At 68.2% G+C, this 20062-nt stretch carries 17 protein-coding genes and 1 pseudogene; 1 reads left to right on the forward strand and 17 read right to left on the reverse strand.

The features are described from left to right. Window positions 1-130: 130 nt before the first annotated feature. From rplV to ACQPYZ_RS31410, 15 genes and pseudogenes are all read right to left on the reverse strand, one after another. A pseudogene (rplV, locus tag ACQPYZ_RS31340) lies at window positions 131-592 on the reverse strand (50S ribosomal protein L22); the annotation flags it as partial. A gap of 50 nt (window positions 593-642) precedes the next feature. Next, window positions 643-924 carry a 30S ribosomal protein S19 gene (rpsS, locus tag ACQPYZ_RS31345; protein WP_131512848.1) on the reverse strand — a complete coding sequence of 94 codons (282 nt, stop codon included), beginning with the start codon at window positions 922-924 and terminating at the stop codon, window positions 643-645. Between the two features lie 15 nt (window positions 925-939). Then, a complete protein-coding gene (gene rplB / locus ACQPYZ_RS31350) occupies window positions 940-1773 on the reverse strand; it encodes a 50S ribosomal protein L2 (RefSeq protein ID WP_433162431.1) in 834 nt (277 codons plus the stop codon). Beyond that, window positions 1773-2078 carry a 50S ribosomal protein L23 gene (gene rplW, locus ACQPYZ_RS31355; protein ID WP_433162433.1) on the reverse strand — a complete coding sequence of 102 codons (306 nt, stop codon included), beginning with the start codon at window positions 2076-2078 and terminating at the stop codon, window positions 1773-1775. Before rplW ends, rplB begins: the two co-directional genes overlap by 1 nt. Further along, complete coding sequence (gene rplD, locus ACQPYZ_RS31360) at window positions 2075-2779, reverse strand: 50S ribosomal protein L4 (RefSeq protein ID WP_433162435.1); 705 nt, start codon at window positions 2777-2779, stop codon at window positions 2075-2077. Before rplD ends, rplW begins: the two co-directional genes overlap by 4 nt. After that, window positions 2776-3432, reverse strand: coding sequence for a 50S ribosomal protein L3 (rplC, locus tag ACQPYZ_RS31365; RefSeq protein WP_433162437.1), 657 nt, complete (start codon window positions 3430-3432; stop codon window positions 2776-2778). Before rplC ends, rplD begins: the two co-directional genes overlap by 4 nt. A 16-nt stretch (window positions 3433-3448) precedes the next feature. Continuing rightward, window positions 3449-3757 carry a 30S ribosomal protein S10 gene (rpsJ, locus tag ACQPYZ_RS31370; RefSeq protein WP_012923688.1) on the reverse strand — a complete coding sequence of 103 codons (309 nt, stop codon included), beginning with the start codon at window positions 3755-3757 and terminating at the stop codon, window positions 3449-3451. A 357-nt stretch (window positions 3758-4114) separates the two neighbouring features. After that, complete coding sequence (gene tuf, locus ACQPYZ_RS31375; protein WP_132318709.1) at window positions 4115-5308, reverse strand: elongation factor Tu; 1194 nt, start codon at window positions 5306-5308, stop codon at window positions 4115-4117. 74 nt (window positions 5309-5382) lie between these two features. Then, complete coding sequence (fusA, locus tag ACQPYZ_RS31380; protein ID WP_433162439.1) at window positions 5383-7494, reverse strand: elongation factor G; 2112 nt, start codon at window positions 7492-7494, stop codon at window positions 5383-5385. 71 nt (window positions 7495-7565) lie between these two features. Beyond that, window positions 7566-8036, reverse strand: coding sequence for a 30S ribosomal protein S7 (gene rpsG, locus ACQPYZ_RS31385; RefSeq protein WP_360527719.1), 471 nt, complete (start codon window positions 8034-8036; stop codon window positions 7566-7568). After that, window positions 8036-8410: a 30S ribosomal protein S12 gene (gene rpsL, locus ACQPYZ_RS31390; RefSeq protein ID WP_012923692.1), complete on the reverse strand. Its 375-nt coding sequence runs from the start codon at window positions 8408-8410 to the stop codon at window positions 8036-8038. The genes rpsG and rpsL overlap by 1 nt, the downstream gene beginning before the upstream one ends. A gap of 279 nt (window positions 8411-8689) precedes the next feature. Continuing rightward, window positions 8690-9451: a maleylpyruvate isomerase N-terminal domain-containing protein gene (locus ACQPYZ_RS31395; RefSeq protein ID WP_433162442.1), complete on the reverse strand. Its 762-nt coding sequence runs from the start codon at window positions 9449-9451 to the stop codon at window positions 8690-8692. Next, window positions 9444-10949: a nuclear transport factor 2 family protein gene (locus ACQPYZ_RS31400; RefSeq protein WP_433162444.1), complete on the reverse strand. Its 1506-nt coding sequence runs from the start codon at window positions 10947-10949 to the stop codon at window positions 9444-9446. Before ACQPYZ_RS31400 ends, ACQPYZ_RS31395 begins: the two co-directional genes overlap by 8 nt. Window positions 10950-10980: 31 nt before the next feature. Beyond that, a complete protein-coding gene (locus tag ACQPYZ_RS31405; protein WP_433162446.1) occupies window positions 10981-11391 on the reverse strand; it encodes a DUF1801 domain-containing protein in 411 nt (136 codons plus the stop codon). A 66-nt stretch (window positions 11392-11457) separates the two neighbouring features. Further along, window positions 11458-11766, reverse strand: a complete 309-nt coding sequence (locus tag ACQPYZ_RS31410; protein WP_433162448.1) for a DUF6506 family protein — start codon at window positions 11764-11766, stop codon at window positions 11458-11460. 67 nt (window positions 11767-11833) lie between these two features. Between ACQPYZ_RS31410 and ACQPYZ_RS31415 the strand changes: the two genes are divergently transcribed. Next, entirely contained in the window at window positions 11834-12334 is a 501-nt protein-coding gene (locus ACQPYZ_RS31415) for a MarR family winged helix-turn-helix transcriptional regulator (protein ID WP_433162450.1), read from the forward strand. 69 nt (window positions 12335-12403) lie between these two features. Here ACQPYZ_RS31415 and ACQPYZ_RS31420 read toward each other — a convergent pair whose 3' ends face one another. Together ACQPYZ_RS31420 and rpoB are read right to left on the reverse strand one after the other, a co-directional pair. Further along, the gene (locus tag ACQPYZ_RS31420; RefSeq protein ID WP_433162453.1) at window positions 12404-16264 is read right to left on the reverse strand and encodes a DNA-directed RNA polymerase subunit beta'; all 3861 of its coding nucleotides are present in this window, start codon (window positions 16262-16264) and stop codon (window positions 12404-12406) included. Window positions 16265-16332: 68 nt separating this feature from the next. Next, window positions 16333-19815 carry a DNA-directed RNA polymerase subunit beta gene (gene rpoB / locus ACQPYZ_RS31425; protein ID WP_433162455.1) on the reverse strand — a complete coding sequence of 1161 codons (3483 nt, stop codon included), beginning with the start codon at window positions 19813-19815 and terminating at the stop codon, window positions 16333-16335. Window positions 19816-20062: the final 247 nt, after the last annotated feature.

Here is a 20062-nt window from a genome sequence, read left to right on the forward strand (position 1 = left end):
TCTTCTCAGCGGTGGCCTTCTTGGCGGCCGACTTCTTCGCGGTCGCCTTCTTGGCCGGCTTGTCGGCGGACCCGCCGTCAGCCGTGGCCTTGTCAGCCGCCGCCTTCTTGGCCGGGGCCTTCTTGGCCGCGGTGTCCGCCTTGGTGGCGGACTTCTTCGCGGACTTCTTGGCGGGAGCCTTCTCGACCGGCTCCTCCTCGACCCGCGGCGTGACCACGACGGTGATGTGGCTGGTCCGCTTGTCGATCCGGGTGGCCCGGCCCTGGGCACGCGGGCGGTGACGCTTCAGCGTCGGCCCCTCGTCCACCAGGACCTTGGTCACCACCAGGTCGGCCCGGCTCAGGTGCTCGGTGCCCTCGGCGTTCGCCGCGGCGCTGTCGACGACCTTGTACACGGTCGCGGCAGCGGCCTGCGGGGCGAACTTCAGAGTGGCGAGTGCGTCGTCGACGCCCAGACCGCGCACCAGGTCGCCCACGCGGCGCGCCTTCATCGGCGTCACGCGGACGAAGCGCGCGACCGCGAAGGCCCCGGGCTCGTCGCCCAGCAGGCTCTCGCGACGGGCGCTGACCGCCCTACGCTCTTGAACGCTCATGATGTTCGAATCTCTCCGTAGGTTGCTTTCGCTTCGTCACTGACCACAGGTCAGCGACGCCGTGACTTCCGGTCGTCCTTCTCGTGACCCCTGAACGTCCGGGTCGGCGCGAACTCGCCGAGCTTGTGCCCGACCATCGCGTCCGTCACGAACACGGGCACGTGCTTGCGGCCGTCGTGCACCGCCAGCGTGTGACCGATCATGTCCGGCACGATCATCGATCGGCGGGACCAGGTCTTGATGACGTTCTTGGTGCCCTTCTCGTTCTGCACCTCCACCTTCTTCATCAGGTGGTGGTCGACGAACGGGCCCTTCTTCAGGCTGCGTGGCATCTGGCCGGCTCCCTATCAGCGCTTCTTGCCGGCCTTGCGGCGCCGGACGATCATGCGGTCGCTTTCCTTACGGGTGCGGGTACGCCCCTCGGGCTTGCCCCACGGGGACACCGGGTGGCGACCACCCGAGGTCTTGCCCTCACCACCACCGTGCGGGTGGTCGACCGGGTTCATCGCGACACCGCGGACGGTCGGGCGCTTACCCTTCCAGCGCATCCGGCCGGCCTTGCCCCAGTTGATGTTCGACTGCTCGCCGTTGCCGACCTCACCGAGGGTGGCGCGGCAGCGGACGTCGACCATCCGGACCTCGCCGGACGGCATCCGCAGGGTGGCCATCCGGCCTTCCTTCGCGACCAGCTGGATGCTGGCACCGGCCGAGCGGCCCATCTTGGCGCCGCCGCCCGGGCGCAGCTCGACGGCGTGCACCGTGGAACCGACCGGGATGTTGCGCAGCGGCAGGTTGTTGCCCACCTTGATGTCGGCGGCCGGGCCGTTCTCGACGATCGTGCCCTGCTTCAGGTTGGCCGGGGCGAGGATGTAGCGCTTCTCGCCGTCGACGTAGTGCAGCAGCGCGATCCGGGCGGTGCGGTTCGGGTCGTACTCGATCTCCGCGACCTTCGCCGGGACGCCGTCCTTGTCGTACCGCTTGAAGTCGATCAGCCGGTACGCCCGCTTGTGGCCGCCACCGTGGTGCCGGGTGGTGATCTTGCCGGAGCTGTTCCGGCCGCCCTTCTTCGGGAGCGGACGCAGCAGCGACTTCTCCGGGGTCGAACGGGTGAGCTCGACGAAGTCGGCCACGCTCGAGCCGCGGCGGCCCGGCGTCGTCGGCTTGTATTTGCGGATACCCATTACGACTGGCCTCCGAAGATGTCGATGCGGTCGTCACCCTTCAGGGTCACGATCGCCCGCTTGGTGTCCGGGCGCTTGCCCCAGCCGGACCGGGTCCGGCGGCGCTTGCCCTTGCGGTTGATGGTGTTCACGTCGCTGACCTTGACCTTGAACACCTTCTCGACCGCGAGCTTGATCTCGGTCTTGTTGGCGTTCCGGTCGACCTCGAACGTGTACTTCTGCTCGTCCAGCAGGCCGTAGCTCTTCTCGCTCACGACCGGCCGCAGCAGCACGTCCCGCGGGTCCTTGTTGACTCCGTGGCTCATGCTTCTACCTCCTCGGCTTCGGTCGACGTCGCGACAGCCTTCACGGACTTGCCCTTCGGGGCGCCGGCGACGAACGCGTCCAGCGCACCCTTGGTGAACACGACCGCGTCACTGACCAGTACGTCGTACGCGTTCAGCTGGTCGGCGGCGATCAGGTGCACGTGCTGCACGTTGCGCAGGCTCAGCCAGGTGAGCTCGTCGGCACGCTCGACCACGACCAGCGCCTTGCCCGGGTCGGTGACCTCGGCCAGTACCTTCAGCGCGGACTTCGTCGACGGCTTGTCGCCGTCCACGAACTGCTCGACCACGTGCACGCGGCCGTCCCGGGCCCGGTCCGAGAGCGCACCGCGGAGCGCGGCGGCGATCATCTTCTTCGGGGTCCGCTGGCTGTAGTCCCGCGGCACCGGGCCGTGGACGACGCCACCGCCGGTGAACTGCGGCGCGCGGGTCGAGCCCTGGCGGGCGCGACCGGTGCCCTTCTGCCGGTACGGCTTGGCGCCGCCACCGGAGACCTCACCACGGGTCTTGGTCTTGTGCGTGCCCTGACGGGCCGCGGCCAGCTGGGCCACCACGACCTGGTGGATCAGCGGCACGTTGACCTGGACGTCGAACAGCTCGGCCGGAAGCTCGGCGGAACCCTTCTTGCTGACCTTGTCGCCCTTCACGACGACGACGTCGACGGTGTTCGATGCGGGGCTCACTTGGCTGCTCCCTTCGCGGCGTTGCGGATCAGCACGAGGCCGCCCTTCGGACCGGGAACCGCGCCCTTGAGCAGGATCAGGCCGCGGTCGGCGTCGATCGCGTGGACCGACACGTTCTGCGTGGTGACCTTCTCGTTGCCCATCCGGCCGGCCATCCGCAGGCCCTTGAAGACCCGGCCGGGGGTGGCGCAGCCGCCGATGGAGCCCGGCGAGCGGTGCTTCTTGTGCACACCGTGGGTGGCCCGCAGACCACCGAAGCCGTGCCGCTTCATCACACCGGCGAAGCCCTTGCCCTTGCTGGTGGCGGACACGTCGACCAGCTCACCCGCGGCGAACGCCTCGGCCTTGATCTCCTGGCCCAGCGTGTACTCGCTCGCGTCGGCGGTGCGCAGCTCCAGCAGGTGGCGCCGCGGCGTCACGCCGGCCTTGTCGAAGTGACCGCGCATCGGCTGGGTCACCTTGCGCGGGTCGATGTCGCCGAAGGCGATCTGGACGCCGTCGTACCCGTGGCTGTCCGAGGTGCGGACCTCGGTGACGACGCACGGGCCGGCCTGGATCACGGTGACGGGGACGACGCGGTTGTTCTCGTCCCAGGTCTGGGTCATGCCGAGCTTGGTGCCCAGCAGACCGCGCGTGTTCTTCTGCTTGCTCATTGGTTGTTCGCGTCCCTCAGAGCTTGATCTCGATGTCGACACCGGCCGGCAGGTCGAGCCGCATCAGCGAGTCGACGGTCTTCGGCGTGGGGTCGATGATGTCGATGAGCCGCTTGTGGGTGCGCATCTCGAAGTGCTCGCGGCTGTCCTTGTACTTGTGCGGCGAGCGGATGACGCAGAACACGTTCTTTTCCGTCGGCAACGGCACCGGGCCAGCAACCTTCGCACCAGTACGCGTCACCGTGTCGACAATCTTGCGCGCCGAGCTGTCGATGACCTCGTGGTCGTAGGCCTTCAGCCGGATGCGGATCTTCTGTCCCGCCATCGCTTCGCTTCGTCCTTCTCTATCGTCAACGTCTGTGTTGCTCCGACCCCCGCGGTCGGGTGTGTCGCGGACGCGGCACGCGCGCGACTCACCGCTTCGTCGACCTGGAATGGTGATCGGGGCCCGGTCTCGGACCGGAACCTCGGCATGGTCTCCGGTCCGGCGCACCAGCCCGACTGATGATCGGGGGCGCGCCCCGGCGGCCTCGCCTGAGCAACCTGAATATTGTGCCAGAGATCGGCGCCGGAACGCCAATCGGGTGGCTTCACGCCTGATCCGGCCCACCTGAGCGCCGGATCGGGCGCAAAGCAGAGGTCCGCGGGGGCTCAGGTTCGAGCCCTCGCGGACCTCGTGGGATCACTTGATGATCTTGGTGACCCGGCCGGCGCCGACGGTGCGGCCACCCTCGCGGATCGCGAACTTCAGACCGTCCTCCATGGCGATCGGCTGGATCAGCTCGACCGACATGTCGGTGTTGTCGCCCGGCATGACCATCTCGGTGCCCTCGGGGAGCTGCACGACACCGGTCACGTCCGTGGTGCGGAAGTAGAACTGGGGCCGGTAGTTCTGGAAGAACGGCGTGTGCCGGCCGCCCTCCTCCTTGGACAGGATGTAGACCGAGGCCTCGAAGTTCGTGTGCGGGGTCGTGGTGCCCGGCTTGATGACGACCATGCCGCGCTCGACGTCCTCGCGCTTGGTGCCACGAAGCAGCAGACCGACGTTCTCACCGGCCTGGCCCTCGTCCAGCAGCTTGCGGAACATCTCGATACCGGTGACCGTGGTGGTCTGCTTCTCCGGACGGATGCCGACGATGTCGACGGTCTCGTTGACCTTGATGACACCGCGCTCGATCCGGCCGGTGATGACGGTGCCGCGACCGGTGATGGTGAAGACGTCCTCCACCGGCATCAGGAACGGCTTGTCGATCTCGCGCTCCGGCTGCGGGATGTACTCGTCGACCGCGTTCATCAGCTCGAGGATCGACTCGCCCCACTTGGCGTCGCCCTGCAGCGCCGGGTGAGCGGCGACCCGGACGATCGGCGCGTTGTCGCCGTCGAACTCCTGCTCCGAGAGCAGCTCGCGGACCTCGAGCTCGACGAGCTCCAGGATCTCCTCGTCGTCGACCATGTCGCACTTGTTCAGGGCGACGACCATCGCCGGCACGCCGACCTGACGGGCGAGCAGCACGTGCTCACGCGTCTGCGGCATCGGGCCGTCGGTGGCGGCGACGACCAGGATCGCGCCGTCCATCTGGGCCGCACCGGTGATCATGTTCTTGATGTAGTCCGCGTGACCCGGGCAGTCGACGTGGGCGTAGTGCCGGGCCTCGGTCTGGTACTCGACGTGCGCGATGGAGATGGTGATACCGCGCTGACGCTCTTCGGGCGCCTTGTCGATCTGATCGAAGGCCGACGCCTCGTTGAGGTCCGGGTACTTGTCGTGCAGCACCTTGGTGATCGCCGCGGTAAGAGTGGTCTTACCGTGGTCGATGTGACCGATGGTGCCGATGTTGACGTGCGGCTTAGTCCGCTCGAACTTCGCCTTCGCCACTGGGGCCCTCCTAGATAAATGTTGACTACGCCGTACGCCGACGCGCTTGGGGTGTGGTGGTCAGGAGCGAGAGACTACTCGCCCCGGGCCTTCTTGATGATCTCTTCCGCCACGTTCTTCGGAACCTCGGCGTAGGAATCGAACTGCATCGAGTAGGACGCGCGCCCCTGCGTCTTGGAACGCAGGTCACCGACATACCCGAACATCTCCGACAGCGGCACCAGGGCCTTGACGACCCGGCTGCCACCAGGGCCCTCGTCCATCGACTGGATCTGGCCACGGCGGGAGTTGAGGTCGCCGATCACGTCGCCCATGTAGTCCTCGGGCGTGGTGACCTCGACCGCGAACATCGGCTCCAGGATGACCGGCCCGGCCTTGCGGGCGGCATCCTTGAACGCCATCGAGCCGGCGATCTTGAACGCGAGCTCGGAGGAGTCGACGTCGTGGTAGGCGCCGTCCTGCAGCGTCACCTTGACGTCCACCATCGGGTAGCCGGCCAGGACGCCGAACTCCATCGCCTCCTGGCAGCCCTCGTCCACCGACGGGATGTACTCCCGCGGGATGCGGCCACCGGTGACGGCGTTGACGAACTCGTAGCCACCCTCGCCGCCGGCCTCCACCGAGGTCGGCTCGATGTCGATGATCACGCGACCGAACTGACCCGAACCACCGGTCTGCTTCTTGTGCGTGTAGTCGACCTTCTCGACCTTCTTGGTGATGGTCTCGCGGTAGGCGACCTGCGGCTTGCCGACGTTCGCCTCGACCCGGAACTCGCGCTTCATCCGGTCGACCAGCACCTCGAGGTGCAGCTCGCCCATGCCGGCGATGATCGTCTGGCCGGTGTCCTCGTCGGTCCGGACCTGGAAGGTCGGGTCCTCCTCGGCGAGCCGCTGGATCGCGACGCCCAGCTTCTCCTGGTCGGCCTTCGACTTCGGCTCGATGGCGACCGAGATGACCGGGGCCGGGAACTGCATCGACTCCAGCACGACCGGGTTCGCCGGGTCGGCCAGGGTCTCGCCGGTGGTGGTGTCCTTCAGGCCCATCACGGCGACGATGTGGCCGGCGCCGATCGACGCGATCTCCTCACGCTTGTTCGCGTGCATCCGGTAGATCTTGCCGATCCGCTCCTTGCGGCCCTTGGTCGGGTTCAGCACCTGGGTGCCGGTCTCGAGCTTGCCCGAGTACACCCGGATGAAGGTCAGCTTGCCCAGGTGCGGGTCGGCGGCGATCTTGAACGCCAGCGCCGAGAACGGCTCGCTGTCGTCCGGCTTGCGCAGCACGACCTGCTCGGTGTCCTTGATGTCGTGGCCCTCGATGGCCGGGACGTCGATCGGGCTCGGCAGGTAGTCGTTGACCGCGTCGAGCAGCGGCTGGACGCCCTTGTTCTTGAACGCGGTGCCGGTCAGGACCGGGGTCAGCTTGCTGGCCAGGGTGGCCCGCCGGATGGCGGCCTTCAGCTGCTCCTGGGTCGGCTCCTCGCCCTCCAGGTACAGCTCCATGACCTCGTCGTCGGCCTCGGCGACCGTCTCGATCAGCTTGTCGCGCCACTCGGCGGCGAGCTCGGTGTGGGTGGCCGGGATCTCCTCGACCGTGTAGTCCTCACCGATCTTGGTCTCGCCGCGCCAGGTCAGCGCGCGCATCCCGACCAGGTCGATGACGCCGATGAAGTCGGCCTCGGCACCGATCGGCAGCTGCATGACCAGCGGCACCGCGGCGAGGCGGTCCTTGATCATGTCGACGCAGCGCATGAACTCCGCGCCGGTCCGGTCCAGCTTGTTGACGAAGCAGATCCGGGGTACGCCGTACCGGTCGGCCTGCCGCCAGACGGTCTCGGACTGCGGCTCCACGCCGGCCACACCGTCGAACACCGCGACGGCGCCGTCGAGCACGCGCAGCGAGCGCTCCACCTCGACGGTGAAGTCGACGTGGCCCGGGGTGTCGATGATGTTGATGGTGTGGTCTTTCCAGGTGCAGGTCGTCGCGGCGGACGTGATCGTGATGCCGCGCTCCTGCTCCTGCTCCATCCAGTCCATCGTGGCGGCGCCCTCGTGGACCTCACCGATCTTGTAGGTGATACCGGTGTAGAAGAGGATCCGCTCGGTCGTCGTCGTCTTGCCGGCGTCGATGTGAGCCATGATCCCGATGTTGCGGACCTTGGCCAGGTCGGTGGTGATTTGTACGGCCACCTCGGTGGTCTACCTCTCGATTCTGTACTGCGTCAAAGGGGTGAGCGGTGGGGTCCGGAGCGGACCCCGGATCACCAGCGGTAGTGGGCGAAAGCCTTGTTGGCTTCGGCCATCTTGTGCGTGTCCTCGCGGCGCTTGACCGAGGCGCCCAGACCGTTGGAGGCGTCCAGGATCTCGTTCATCAGGCGCTCGGCCATCGTCTTCTCGCGACGGGCCCGGGAGTACGTCGTCAGCCAGCGCAGCGCGAGCGTGGTGGACCGGCCCGGCTTGACCTCGATCGGCACCTGGTAGGTGGCGCCACCGACCCGGCGGCTCTTCACCTCGATGCTCGGCTTCACGTTGTCCAGCGCACGCTTCAGCGTGATGACCGGGTCGGTGCCGGTCTTCGTCCGGGTGCCCTCGAGCGCGCTGTAGACGATGCTCTGCGCGATCTGCTTCTTGCCGTCGACCAGGATCTTGGAGATCAACTGGGTGACGAGCGGCGAACTGTAGACCGGGTCGATGATGACCGGCCGCTTCGGGGCGGGACCCTTGCGCGGCATTAGCTCTTCTCCTTCTTCGCGCCGTAGCGGCTGCGGGCCTGCTTGCGGTTCTTCACACCCTGCGTGTCGAGCGAGCCGCGGATGATCTTGTACCGGACACCCGGCAGGTCCTTCACCCGGCCGCCGCGGACGAGCACGATCGAGTGCTCCTGCAGGTTGTGGCCGACGCCGGGGATGTACGCGGTGACCTCGATGCCGCTGGTCAGGCGGACACGCGCAACCTTGCGAAGGGCCGAGTTCGGCTTCTTCGGCGTGGTGGTGTAGACGCGCGTGCACACACCGCGACGCTGAGGGGAACCCTTCAGGGCGGGCGTCTTGTTCTTGGACACCTTGTCCTGGCGGCCCTTGCGGACCAGCTGCTGAATGGTGGGCACCGCGTAGGTCTCTTTCTGTCGTCCGGCTTTCTTCTGCTGCTTCTCGCCTGACCCCCGCGGTCGGGTGTGTCGCGTGCGCACGGGCGTACCGAAAGCCGTAATCTTCCAGACTGTCGGCAGGAGTCCCGTGCCACGCGCGCAGACCCGAACGACCAGGGGCACGCATGACGGCCCAGGATGACCCGGGCACGATCGTTAAGACTAGCGGCTGCCTCATGCACGGTCAAAATGAGTAACCGACCGGTGCCGAAGCCCCTCCGCTTCTCCAGTCTACAGGCTCTACGGAGTGGTCGTGGCGGCCAGGAAAGCGGCTGCCACCGCCGGGTCGCCCTCGACCGTCAGGACGGTGCCCGGCAAGCGTTTCCACAGGCACAGGTCCAGCTCGGCCGCAGTGCCCGAGACGACCGCGTCGCCGGCCGCCTTCCCGCGCTCCACCCGCGGGGCCTCCCCCTCGGCCGCGGGCGTCAGCGTCCACTCGTCGCCGGTGTCGGACGCCCGTACGCCGACCTGCCGGGTGACCGCCGGCGCGAACCCGCGGGACAGCATCCGGGCCAGGAACACCCCGAACACCTCGTCCACCCCGTCGGCCGCGAGCCGCGGAGGTACGACGGTAAGACCACTGGTCACGTGATCGGCCGGATCGGCGCCGGCCTGGACGGCGTCCACGAGGTGGATGAGCGTCTCATGCATGCGCCGGCGCGACCAGAATCCGGCGCGCTGCTCGACCGGCGCGAAGTTCCAGCACGGTTCGTCCGGGTCGACGGCCCGGATCGCGGCGGCCAGGGCGGCCGTCGTACCGGCATACCAGTCGGCCCACGAGATCGTCGTCCGCAGGACCTCCGGGACCTTCTGGCGGGTGCCGGTGAGCAGGATGGCGGCCGCCCAGCGCTGCCCCGAACCGAGGTGCAGCGCCAGGTCGGCCAGCGTCCAGCCGGGACAGGCCGGCACGGCCGCGGCCGGGTCCACCCGGTCGAGGACGGCCGCGAGCTCCGCGGCCGTCCGTTCGAACTCCTCCAGATGGTCGACGGGATCGTCAGACACGGAACTGGACTTCGGCGATCAGTCCGTCGGTGACGCGGTAGAGGGCGATCATCGGGGTCGGCTCGCCGGAGTCGTAGGCGAGCACGTGCTCGACCACCCACTCGCCGAGCATCAGCTTCTGCACCACCTCGGTCTTGCAGTGGCCGGCGTCGAACCGGGGCCGGTAGTACTCGCGCAGGAACCGGCGGCCCTTCAGCTCACCGCCGTCGGCCAGCTCGATCCGGGCGGTCGGCGAGTACATCGCCAGGAACGCCTCCAGGTCGTGCGCCGCGTACGCCGCGTGCTCCCGGGCCACCACCCGGCCCGCGGGGGTGTCAGCAGTAGCCGCCGCCACCGTCGCGGCCGCGACGCTCGCGAGTGGGGTGGCAGCCGGCGTGGCGGGCTCGGTCGGGGCGGACGTGCCGGTGAGGTTCGACGCGTCGGCCGCGGCCAGAGCGGGGGTCGTGGACGGTTTGGTGACCGGGGCCGGCGCAGGAACGGGGGCGGCGGCGGGAGCCGGGACGGCCGGGTCGGCGGCCGGTGCCTGCGGGGAGGTGGCTGCGGGAGCGGGGCCGGCCGTGGACGGCTTGGTGACCGGGGCCGGCGCGGAGGCGGCGGCGGGCGGGGCAGAGGTGGGTGGTGTGGTGGTGGCTGGGGTGGAGGTGCGCTTGGGCCGGGCGGCGGGGGCCTTGGCCTGCTTCACAGCGACGGAGGTCGTGGTGGCGGGAGGTGGGGGGACGAGGAGTTTTTCCTGGCCGTCCGGCTCCTGGCCCAGGTGGGCGATCGCCCAGTCCAGGGCCTTGGTGACGGCGGCGCGTGATTCTTCGGTGTGGTCGAGCATGTCGAACCCGTGGTGCCCTTTCGGTACGTCGATGATGTCCAGCGCGGTACCACCGGCGGAGACGAACTCCGCGACCGGACCGGCGAGCTCCTCGGGCTCGAGTCCGGCTCTGGTCAGCAGCACCGGCAGATCTCTGCTTGATTCCTTCCCCACCCCACCGACCCGGTCGTGCTTGCCGATCACTTCGGCGGCATGAACCAGCTCCTCGACACCGGGCGGGGTGGCGAGCAGGGGGTAGGTCAGGGCGACCCAACGCAGCCAGACGGGGCGGCTGTCCAGCCACTCCCCCGCAAGCAGGCCGGCGCCGGAGAAGAACCACAGGCCGACCCGATCGGGGTCGACGCGTGGATCGGATCGCAGTACGCCGACCGCGGCCTCCACCTCGTCCGCGGCCGTGACCAGCTGGTCGAGGCCGTGGATCAGGCTGTGGTCGACGACAGCGGCCACCACGCCACGCCGGGCGGCGGCGGTCGCATATCCCCGGAACACCGGCCAGTCCCGAGGCATCACCTCGAGGCCGTCGGGCCCAGGACCCCCGTGCACGAACAGAATCGCACCGGTCCGGGCGGTCCCGGGCGGGCGGTAGAAGTCGATCTCCCCGAGCCGGTCGACCCGGACGTCGTCGCCGTCCAGGACCCCGAGGACGAAGGGCCGCAGGTAGGCCGGGAGATCCGTCATGGAGCAATCTTGGCGCATCCGGCGGACACTTTCAGCCGCCACCCCGCGTGTGCTGCACACTCCGCTGCGCGAGCTCGGTCAGGACGGCGGAATCCACGTCGGACAAGCGTTTGACGTACAGGCAGCCGACGCCGGTGGTGTGCGGGCCGAGCCGTCCGAGGAGCTCGTCGTACCCCTCGAAGCCTTCGGTCAGGTAGAGGGTCAGGGCCTGCTTGCGGGCGGCGAAGCCGACCTGGAACCAGTCCAGTTCGCGGCCGCTCTCGTACTTCAGGTGGCGGTCGCCGAAGCCGACGATCGACGAGCCCCACATCGCCGGCTCGAGACCGGTCGCCTCGGCCAGCAGGTCGTTGAGCTCGCGGGCGTCGTCACCGCGGGAGCCGGCGATGCCGGCCAGGTAGTCGTCGACCGACGCGTCGGTCTTCACGGTCTTGTTTCCGGCCATGGGCCATAGTGCCCGAAACCAGGCGACCGCGGCACCCCTGAGTGGAGGTGCCGCGATCGCCGTCGATCAGGAGGCCGGGAACAGCGCCGCGAGTTGGTGCATGGACTCGGCACCGAAGGTCACCGCACCGACCGGGACCTGGTGGCCGGTGGCTGCCGCGATCTCGGTGGCAGCCGCCGGCCCCAATCCACCGCAGAGCTCGATCGACTGCGCTCCACCGGCGACGAGTTCCCGCGCCACCGCGACCGCCGACTCCCGGTCGGGTACGCCAACAACCGTCGTGGTCAGGCCGCCCGCGGCGATGACCGCCCGGTCGCGAGCCGGGTCCTCCTGGCCCACACCGAGGTAGATGAACGCCCAGTTCGTGAATGCCATGGCACAACTCCTTCGTCGTTAGCTTGGCATCAAGCTATCTGGCTTGATACCAAGTAAACTCACGAAGGTGTCCGAAGATTCCGTCGACCGGATGGTGGCCGCCTGGGCCGCGTCCGAGCCCGGCCTCGACGTCAGCCCGCTCGAAGTCGCGGGACGTGTGCTGCTGGGTGCTCATCACCTGCAGAAGGCCCTCGTTGAGGCGCTGCGGCCGCTGAACCTCAGCTTCGCGGACTTCGACGTACTCAACACCCTCCGGCGCCGGGCTGACCCCGACGGCACGAATCCGAGCGAACTGGCGCACTCCGCGCTCATCACGACGGGCGCGATGACCACCCGGCTGCACCGTCTCGCCGAGGCGGGACTGGTACGCCGGGTCCCGGATCCCGACGACGGCCGGGCCGTCCGGGTCCTGCTCACCGCTCGTGGACGCACCCTCGCCCGGCAGGCGCTCGACGCCGTACTCGCAGCCGACGAGGCGTTCATCGCGCCCCTCAGCCGCACTCAGCGGGCGGCTCTCGTCGACGCACTCCGCACCGCGCTGCTCCCCTACGAGCCCGACCGGCTCTGAGAGCCCCCGGAACGCCGCCGAGGGCGGCACTCCGACTGGGAGTGCCGCCCTCGGCGGTGGTGATTCGGCTCAGTTCTGGTAGGAACCGAGGTCGAAGTCGTCGAGCGGGACCGACTGCCCGGAGGACGGGCCGAAGTCGTAGTCGTACGACTCGTAGCCGACCATCGAGTACATCGCGGCCTTCGCCTCCTCGGTGGGCTCCACCCGGATGTTGCGGTACCGGTCCATGCCCGTACCGGCCGGGATCAGCTTGCCGATGATGACGTTCTCCTTCAGACCGACCAGCGAGTCGGACTTGCCGTGGATCGCGGCCTCGGTGAGGACGCGGGTCGTCTCCTGGAAGGAGGCGGCCGACAGCCACGACTCGGTCGCCAGCGAGGCCTTGGTGATACCCATCAGCACCGGACGGCCCGAGGCCGGCGTACCGCCCTCGGCGACCACCCGGCGGTTCTCCGCCTCGAAGGTGATCCGGTCCGCGAGCTCACCCGGCAGCAGCTGGGCGTCGCCCGACTCGATCACCGTGACCCGGCGCAGCATCTGCCGGACGATGATCTCGATGTGCTTGTCGTGGATGGCCACACCCTGCGACCGGTACACCTCCTGGACCTCGTCCACCAGGTGCTCCTGCGCCTTGCGGACACCCAGGATCCGCAGGACCTCCTGCGGGTCCGGCGTACCCTGCGTCAGCTGCTGGCCGACCTCGACGTGCTGACCCTCCTCGATCAGCAGGCGGCCACGCTTCGACACCGGGTAGGCGACCTCCTCGGAACCGTCGTCCGGGGTGAGCACCAGCTTCCGGGTCTTGTCGGTGTCCTCGATCGAGATCCGGCCGGCCGCCTCGGAGATCGGCGCCTTGCCCTTCGGCTGCCGGGCCTCGAACAGCTCGACGACACGCGGCAGACCGTGGGTGATGTCATCACCCGCGACACCACCGGTGTGGAAGGTCCGCATCGTCAGCTGCGTCCCCGGCTCACCGATGGACTGGGCCGCGATGATGCCGACCGCCTCGCCGATGTCGACCGGCTTGCCGGTCGCCAGCGAACGGCCGTAGCACTTCGCGCAGGTCCCGGTCTTGGCGTCACAGGTCAGCACCGAACGGACCTTGACCGACTCGATCCCGGCCTCGACCAGCTGGGCGATCGAGACGTCGCCCAGGTCGCTGCCGGCCTGGAGTACGACGTTGCCCTCCGGACCGATCGCGTCCGTGGCCAGCGTCCGGGCGTAGGCGCTGGTCTCGACGTTCTCCGCGTGCACGACCTTGCCGTCCGCGCCGGGCTCGCCGATCTTCTTCGGCAGGCCCCGCTCGGTGCCGCAGTCCTCCTCGCGGATGATCACGTCCTGCGAGACGTCCACCAGACGACGGGTCAGGTACCCCGAGTCGGCGGTCCGCAGCGCGGTGTCGGCCAGACCCTTCCGGGCACCGTGGGTGGCGATGAAGTACTCGACCACCGACAGGCCCTCACGGAAGTTGGACTTGATCGGCCGGGCGATGATCTCACCCTTCGGGTTGGCCACCAGGCCACGCATACCGGCGATCTGCCGGATCTGCATCATGTTGCCCCGGGCACCCGAGTGGACCATCATCCAGATCGGGTTGGCCTTCTCGAAGTTCTCCTCCATCGCCTTGCCGACCTCGGCGTTGGCGCCGGTCCAGATCTCGATCAGCTCCTGCCGCCGCTCGGACGAGGTGATCAGGCCCCGCTCGAACTGCTTCTGGACCTTCTCGGCCTGCGACTCGTACCGGGCCATGATCTCCGGCTTGGACGGCGGCGTACTGAAGTCGTCGATGGACACGGTGACACCGGACCGGGTGGCCCAGCGGAAACCGAGGTCCTTCAGCGCGTCGAGGGCGTTGGCGACCTCGACCTTCGAGTACCGCTCGGCCAGGTCGTTGACGATCCCGCCCAGCTGCTTCTTGCCCACCTCGACGTCGACGAACGGGTAGTCCGCCGGCAGCGCCTCGTTGAACAGCGCCCGGCCGAGCGTGGTCTCCAGCGAGAACCCGCCGTCCGGCAGCGCGGTCGCACCCTCCGGCGCGGAGGACTCGTCCAGGCGCAGCGTGATCTTCGCCTGCAGCGACAGCTCGTTGCGGTCGAAGGCCATCAGCGCCTCGGCCACCGAGCTGAACGCCCGGCCCTCGCCGAGCGCACCGTCCTTCATCATGGTGAGGAAGTAGATGCCGATGATCATGTCCTGCGTCGGCATCGTCACCGGCCGGCCGTCGGCCGGCTTGAGGATGTTGTTCGTCGACAGCATCAGGATCCGGGCCTCGGCCTGCGCCTCGGCCGACAGCGGCAGGTGCACCGCCATCTGGTCACCGTCGAAGTCCGCGTTGAACGCGGAGCAGACGAGCGGGTGGATCTGGATCGCCTTGCCCTCGATCAGCTGCGGCTCGAACGCCTGGATGCCCAGCCGGTGCAGCGTCGGTGCGCGGTTCAGCAGCACCGGGTGCTCGGTGATGACCTCTTCCAGCACGTCCCAGACCTGGGCGCGCTGGCGCTCGACCATCCGCTTGGCGGACTTGATGTTCTGCGCGTGGTTGAGGTCGACCAGCCGCTTCATCACGAACGGCTTGAACAGCTCCAGCGCCATCGCCTTCGGCAGACCGCACTGGTGCAGCTTCAGCTGCGGGCCGACGACGATCACCGAACGACCGGAGTAGTCGACGCGCTTACCGAGCAGGTTCTGCCGGAAGCGGCCCTGCTTGCCCTTGAGCATGTCGGACAGCGACTTCAGCGGCCGGTTGCCCGGGCCGGTGACCGGACGGCCGCGGCGGCCGTTGTCGAACAGCGCGTCGACGGCCTCCTGCAGCATCCGCTTCTCGTTGTTGACGATGATCTCCGGCGCGCCCAGGTCGAGCAGTCGCTTGAGCCGGTTGTTCCGGTTGATCACCCGGCGGTACAGGTCGTTCAGGTCCGAGGTGGCGAACCGGCCACCGTCGAGCTGGACCATCGGCCGCAGGTCCGGCGGGATCACCGGGACGCAGTCGAGCACCATGCCCATCGGGCTGTTGTTGGTGGCCAGGAACGCGGTGACGACCTTGAGCCGCTTCAGGGCGCGGGTCTTGCGCTGGCCCTTGCCGGTCTTGATCGTCTCGCGCAGGTTGTCCGCCTCGGCCTTCAGGTCGAAGGTCTCCAGCCGGCGCTGGATCGCGGCGGCACCCATGGCGCCCTCGAAGTACTTGCCGAACCGCTCCTTCATGGCGCGGTAGAGGATCTCGTCGCCCTCGAGGTCCTGGACCTTCAGGTTCTTGAACCGGGTCCAGACCTCATCGAGGCGGTCGATCTCGCGCTGCGCGCGGTCGCGCAGCTGCTTGACCTCACGCTCGGCGCCTTCCTTGACCTTGCGCCGTACGTCGGCCTTGGCGCCCTCGGACTCGAGCTGCGCCAGGTCCTCCTCGAGCTTCTTCATCCGCGTCTCGATGTCGTTGTCGCGCCGGTTCTCGAGCTGCTTGCGCTCGACGTCGGTCCGGCCCTCCAGCGACGAGAGGTCGCGGTGGCGCGCCTCTTCGTCGACGTCGGTGATCATGTACGCCGCGAAGTAGATGACCTTCTCCAGGTCCTTCGGGGCGAGGTCGAGCAGGTAGCCGAGTCGCGACGGGACACCCTTGAAGTACCAGATGTGGGTGACCGGCGCGGCCAGCTCGATGTGGCCCATCCGCTCACGGCGCACCTTGGAGCGGGTGACCTCGACGCCACACCGCTCGCAGATGATGCCCTTGAAGCGAACGCGCTTGTACTTGCCGCAGTAGCACTCCCAGTCCCGGGTGGGACCGAAGATCTTCTCGCAGAAGAGACCGTCCCGCTCGGGCTTGAGGGTCCGGTAGTTGATCGTCTCGGGCTTCTTGACCTCGCCGTGCGACCACTGGCGGATCTCATCCGCGGTCGCCAGGCCGATCCGAAGCTCGTCGAAGAAGTTCACGTCGAGCACGATGTGTTATCTCCCGATTGTTGAAGCGGTCTGAGTGAGTTGACTGTTGATCTCAAGCGGCAACCCGCTCAGACCTCCTCGACGCTGTTCGGCTCCCGCCGGGACAGGTCGATGCCCAGTTCCTCCGCGGCACGGAAGACGTCCTCCTCGCTGTCGCGCATCTCGACCCGGCTTCCGTCGGACGAGAGCACTTCCACGTTCAGACACAGGGACTGCATTTCCTTGACCAGAACCTTGAAGGACTCCGGGATGCCCGGCTCCGGGATGTTCTCGCCCTTGACGATCGCCTCGTACACCTTGACCCGGCCGACCACGTCGTCGGACTTGATCGTCAGCAGCTCCTGCAGCGCGAAGGCGGCACCGTAGGCCTCCAGGGCCCACACCTCCATCTCGCCGAACCGCTGACCGCCGAACTGGGCCTTACCACCCAGCGGCTGCTGGGTGATCATCGAGTACGGACCGGTCGAGCGCGCGTGGATCTTGTCGTCGACCAGGTGGTGCAGCTTCAGCATGTACATGTAGCCGACACCGACCGGCTCCGGGAACGGCTCACCCGAACGACCGTCGAACAGCCGGGCCTTACCGGTGTTGTCGACCATCCGGACACCGTCGCGGTTCGGCAGCGTGGAGCCGAGCAGGCCGGTGACCTCCTCCTCCTTGGCGCCGTCGAAGACCGGGGTGGCCACGTTCGTCATCGGCTCGGCCGAGCCGGCGCCGATCTTGATCAGCCGCTGCGCCCAGTCGTCCTTGTTCGACGAGTCGATCTCCCAGCCGCGGCTGGCGACCCAGCCGAGGTGGGTCTCGAGCACCTGGCCGACGTTCATCCGGCCGGGCACGCCCAGCGGGTTCAGGATGATGTCGACCTGGGTGCCGTCCTCGAGGAACGGCATGTCCTCGACCGGCAGGATCTTCGAGATGACGCCCTTGTTCCCGTGGCGGCCGGCCAGCTTGTCGCCGACCGAGATCTTCCGCTTCTGGGCGACGTACACGCGGACCAGCTGGTTCACGCCCGGCGGCAGCTCGTCGCCGTTGTCGCGGTCGAAGACGCGGACGCCGATGACGGTGCCGTTCTCGCCGTGCGGCACCTTCAGCGAGGTGTCGCGGACCTCACGGGCCTTCTCACCGAAGATCGCGCGCAGCAGCCGCTCCTCCGGGGTCAGCTCGGTCTCGCCCTTCGGGGTGACCTTGCCGACCAGGATGTCACCGGTGGTGACCTCGGCGCCGATCCGGATGATGCCGCGCTCGTCCAGGTCGGCGAGCATCTCGTCGGAGACGTTCGGGATGTCCCGGGTGATCTCCTCCGGCCCCAGCTTGGTGTCGCGGGCGTCGACCTCGTGCTCCTCGATGTGGATCGAGGTCAGCAGGTCCTGCTGCACGACGCGCTGGCTGAGGATGATCGCGTCCTCGTAGTTGTGGCCCTCCCACGGCATGAACGCGACCAGCAGGTTGCGGCCGAGGGCCATCTCGCCCTCGTCGGTGCACGGACCGTCGGCGAGCGGGCTGTTCACCTCGACCCGCTGCCCCGCGTCGACCAGCGGGCGCTGGTTGATGCAGGTGCCCTGGTTCGACCGGCGGAACTTCGCCAGCCGGTAGGTCTGGTACGTGCCGTCGTCGGCGGCGACCTCGATCAGGTCGGCCGAGACCTCCTTGACCACACCGGCCTTGTCGGCCACCAGCACGTCACCGGCGTCGACCGCACCGCGGTACTCCATGCCGGTGCCGACCAGCGGCGCGTCCGCGGTGATCAGCGGAACCGCCTGCCGCTGCATGTTCGAACCCATCAGCGCGCGGTTGGCGTCGTCGTGCTCGAGGAACGGGATCATCGCGGTCGCCACCGACACCATCTGGCGCGGCGAGACGTCCATGTAGTCCACGTCGTCGACGAGCACGAGCTCGACCTCACCGTGGCGCCGGCGGACCAGCACCCGGTCCTCGGCGAACCGGTCGTCGTCGGTCAGCGCGGCGTTCGCCTGCGCGATGACGAACCGGTCCTCCTCGTCCGCGGTCAGGTAGTCGACCTGGTCGGTGACCTTGCCGTCGACGACCTTGCGGTACGGCGTCTCGACGAAGCCGAACGGGTTCACCCGGCCGTACGTCGCGAGCGAGCCGATCAGGCCGATGTTCGGGCCTTCCGGGGTCTCGATCGGGCACATCCGGCCGTAGTGGGACGGGTGCACGTCGCGGACCTCGAAGCCGGCCCGCTCACGGCTCAGACCACCCGGGCCGAGCGCCGACAGCCGGCGCTTGTGGGTCAGACCCGCGATCGGGTTGGTCTGGTCCATGAACTGCGACAGCTGGGAGGTGCCGAAGAACTCCTTCAGCGCCGCCACCACCGGGCGGATGTTGATCAGGGTCTGCGGCGTGATCGCCTCGACGTCCTGGGTCGTCATCCGCTCCCGGACCACGCGCTCCATCCGGGCCAGGCCGGTGCGCAGCTGGTTCTGGATCAGCTCGCCGACCGTGCGCAGCCGGCGGTTGCCGAAGTGGTCGATGTCGTCTTCCTCGACCACGACCTCACCGGTCGGCGCGGGCAGCTCGGTCTTGCCCTCGTGCAGGGCCACCAGGTACTTGATCGTGGCGACGATGTCGTCGATCGTCAGCACCGCGGTGTCGTGCGCCTCGTCCCGGCCGAGCTTCTTGTTGATCTTGTACCGGCCGACCTTGGCCAGGTCGTAGCGCTTGCCGTTGAAGTAGTAGTTGTCCAGCAGCGCCTGCGCGGCCTCGCGCGTCGGCGGCTCACCCGGCCGCAGCTTGCGGTAGATGTCCAGCAGGGCGTCGTCCTGGCCGGAGGTGTGGTCCTTCTCCAGGGTGAGCCGGATCGACTCGTAGTCGCCGAACTCCTCCAGGATCTGCGCGTCGGTCCAGCCGAGCGCCTTCAGCAGGACGGTGACGTTCTGCTTGCGCTTGCGGTCCAGGCGGACACCGACCATGTCGCGCTTGTCGACCTCGAACTCCAGCCACGCGCCGCGCGACGGGATGATCTTGGCGGTGAAGATGTCCTTGTCCGACGTCTTGTCCGGCGTGCGCTCGAAGTACACACCGGGCGACCGGACCAGCTGGGACACGACGACCCGCTCGGTGCCGTTGATGACGAAGGTGCCCTTGCGCGTCATCAGCGGGAAGTCACCCATGAAGACGGTCTGGCTCTTGATCTCGCCGGTCTCGTTGTTCATGAACTCGGCCGTGACGAACAGCGGCGCGGAGTACGTGACGTCGCGCTCCTTGCACTCGTCGACCGTGTTCTTCGGCGGCTCGAATCGGTGGTCGCGGAACGACAGCGACATGGTGCCGCTGAAGTCCTCGATCGGGGAGATCTCCTCGAAAATCTCTTCCAGGCCGCTGGGGCCGGACAGGTCCGACCGCCCCTCGGCCTCGGCGGCGGCCACGCGGGCCTGCCACGTTTCGTTGCCGACCAGCCAGTCGAAACTGTCCACCTGCAGCGCAAGCAGATCCGGAACCTCGAGAGGTTCGGAGATCTTCGCGAAGGAGATGCGGCGGGAGCCGGAAACGTCGGAAATGCTGTCGGACTGGGGGTTGCGCGAGGCGACCAAGGGGCGTCCTTCCACGGGCTCGCAGAAATCACTTCGGTGCTGGGAGCGCACGCCGAACCGCCCAAGTCAAGTTTTGAGCCGGACCAGGGTGGGGTTAAAGGCAGCGCAAAGCAATAGGCTACCCGATCAGGGCAAGCCTGTCCAATGGGGTCCGATACTATGCCTTCGGACCACCCACTCCGTCAAGGATCAACCCGGGTTCTCCAGCGGACCGCTACTGTCAGCCGCACCCGCGAGCCGCCCGGGA

Origin of the sequence: Kribbella sp. CA-247076, from assembly GCF_050942445.1 — a bacterium.
Taxonomy (GTDB): Bacteria; Actinomycetota; Actinomycetes; order Propionibacteriales; family Kribbellaceae; genus Kribbella.

Excerpts from the sequence above, each read along its gene's own strand:
- ACQPYZ_RS31405 (WP_433162446.1), bottom strand. The coding sequence starts at position 11,391 with ATGGCCGGAAACAAGACCGTGAAGACCGACGCGTCGGTCGACGACTAC.
- rpsJ (WP_012923688.1), bottom strand. The coding sequence starts at position 3,757 with ATGGCGGGACAGAAGATCCGCATCCGGCTGAAGGCCTACGACCACGAG.
- rpsG (WP_360527719.1), bottom strand. The coding sequence starts at position 8,036 with ATGCCGCGCAAGGGTCCCGCCCCGAAGCGGCCGGTCATCATCGACCCG.
- ACQPYZ_RS31400 (WP_433162444.1), bottom strand. The coding sequence starts at position 10,949 with ATGACGGATCTCCCGGCCTACCTGCGGCCCTTCGTCCTCGGGGTCCTG.
- rplW (WP_433162433.1), bottom strand. The coding sequence starts at position 2,078 with ATGAGCCACGGAGTCAACAAGGACCCGCGGGACGTGCTGCTGCGGCCG.
- rplB (WP_433162431.1), bottom strand. The coding sequence starts at position 1,773 with ATGGGTATCCGCAAATACAAGCCGACGACGCCGGGCCGCCGCGGCTCG.
- rpsS (WP_131512848.1), bottom strand. The coding sequence starts at position 924 with ATGCCACGCAGCCTGAAGAAGGGCCCGTTCGTCGACCACCACCTGATG.
- ACQPYZ_RS31410 (WP_433162448.1), bottom strand. The coding sequence starts at position 11,766 with ATGGCATTCACGAACTGGGCGTTCATCTACCTCGGTGTGGGCCAGGAG.
- rplC (WP_433162437.1), bottom strand. The coding sequence starts at position 3,432 with ATGAGCAAGCAGAAGAACACGCGCGGTCTGCTGGGCACCAAGCTCGGC.